The sequence below is a fragment of the Candidatus Hydrogenedentota bacterium genome (assembly GCA_035450225.1).
GTDB lineage: Bacteria > Hydrogenedentota > Hydrogenedentia > Hydrogenedentales > SLHB01 > DSVR01.
Window position 1 is genome coordinate 1 of sequence record DAOTMJ010000105.1, and the last position, 1,836, is coordinate 1,836.

Below are 1,836 nucleotides of genomic sequence, written 5' to 3' on the forward strand. Positions count from 1 at the left end.
AGGCGTTGCGCCCGCTGAATGTCACGAAAAATTACGCCTATGGGGGTGCTCATGGTTCGTTGTGTCCCTTCGACTTGACTTTATGTGAAGACTGTCGCATAATCCGCGCATGAAGTCAACCCACACGCGCATTGATTCACAAATAAAAGCCAAACCGCTCCCCGGCTTCGCTTTTGTCCGCATGAAGGGCGTCTATGACGCAACATCCGGCCTTATCGCCATACCAGAGCGTTTCCGCACACGTCGCCACGGATTCGGCACGCTTCTGCTTGCCAACCCAACCCCAAAAGACGACCGCGCCATCTCGCGCAGCTACGCCGACCTTGCCGGGAATCGTGTAATCTTTGCCGATTACGCCAAGGCTCCGGTCCACCAGGACATCTACCGCATCCCAATCGACGCCATCATTGCCGTTGTCATGGATGACAAAATCCAAATTCAAGAAGTCGCCCCGTTCCAGGGTGTCGAGCGGTGTCAGTGGTGCGGTCCCGCCAAGGAAGGATCGCCAAACTCGATGATGTGTGACGAAGAGGGGTACTGCTACCGCTGTGGCAAAAACGCACAAGGAGAAAAGCGGGATGAGTTCCGAGAGGAATCCCTGCGTCCCTTTATGAATCCTAAGTAATACGATTTACCTTCCGCCCCCGTCCACTTGGTTTCCTTCCCCGCGTGCGTGTCGCGGGTTCATTTCCAAGGCGCGACGGGGGCACTTTTTACACAGATTGCACAGAAGTTCTAGCTTTTATGCCCCATAGCGCGCAAATCTTGCGCCTTTTTCCCCCAACCGAAGCGTCCTAGCCGCGCCGCGTTCTCGTCTTGTTGCTTTTTTTCGGCAAAGTGCTTGCTTCTCATCGCCTTCTCGTCGTATTCCTGCGCCTTTTTGCGCACTTCCGGCGAATATCGCGCCATCCCATGCTTTACGCGCCCCGCCAAGCACATCGTAAGCGTATCCAGATGGTCGGGCGACTTCCCGTTGTTCTCTGCGCGGTGCTTTTTCTTGGGCTGTAGCTTAATTTTCTTGTGATCGCCCATCTCGACCACGCGCCGCGTCTTCATGTCCTCAATCAGACGGTCATCCCTTGGCAACACAATGTCGGTTTCGTGGAATAGTTGCTTCACACCATAGGAGTCTTCCGTGGCCCGGTCGTAGAAATCGGCCCTGAATCGCGCCGTCGCGTTGTTCGTGTACCGATCCACCCCGCGATACCCGAAAATCCCCTCCATCATGTCGATTACGACCTTGCCAGCGCCGCCATTGTCAACGCGGCAGTTGCGCGGCTCCACATTGTTTGCTTTGAGGATGTCAACGGCCCACCTGGCTACCTTTACCGTGTCGTCCTCGCTAGTCCGGTAGGGCGGAAGAACCACCTTGCCCTTTGCCACATAGATGATTTTGTCGTCGCCGTCGCCAGTTGGCGACACATCGAATCCCGCGTGCGCCTCGCCCTCCATTCGCTCCGGGGTTGCATCGCGCCCCATTGCCCGTACCACCGCCTCGATGTCGCGCATCCCGTACAGCTTATCGTCGCCGTCGCCAGCCGTGAACTTGCCCAGCACCATCGACCTGTACAGCTTGTGGTTCTCGCCCATTTGAGCCTTGATCGCCTCCGACTCCTTCAGCTTTTCATCGGTCAGCAGATGTGCGCACCCCTCCACGTTGACCATCATGCGCAAGCCCCAATACCCGCGCGGGTCTTCGATGTATCGGAATCCGCGCCGCTCCACGCCGCGCGCTTCCACCTCTTCGGGATTCATGGCTCTGTAGAACGGCCCGCTATCCGTGTCGGGCGTCGATAGCGCCAGCACCCATGTTGGGCGCAAGCGCATCATCATCTC

2 protein-coding genes are annotated in these 1,836 nt (G+C 57.2%); one reads left to right on the plus strand and one right to left on the minus strand.

From position 1 onward, the window contains the following. Nucleotides 1-109: 109 nt before the first annotated feature. Nucleotides 110-625, plus strand: a complete 516-nt coding sequence (locus P5540_19880; GenBank protein ID HRT67074.1) for a hypothetical protein — start codon at nucleotides 110-112, stop codon at nucleotides 623-625. A 110-nt stretch (nucleotides 626-735) separates the two neighbouring features. On the opposite strand, the gene P5540_19885 is transcribed toward P5540_19880, so the two are convergent. Next, nucleotides 736-1,836, minus strand: a 1,101-nt coding sequence (locus P5540_19885) for a hypothetical protein (GenBank protein ID HRT67075.1), incomplete at its 5' end; no start/stop codon positions are given.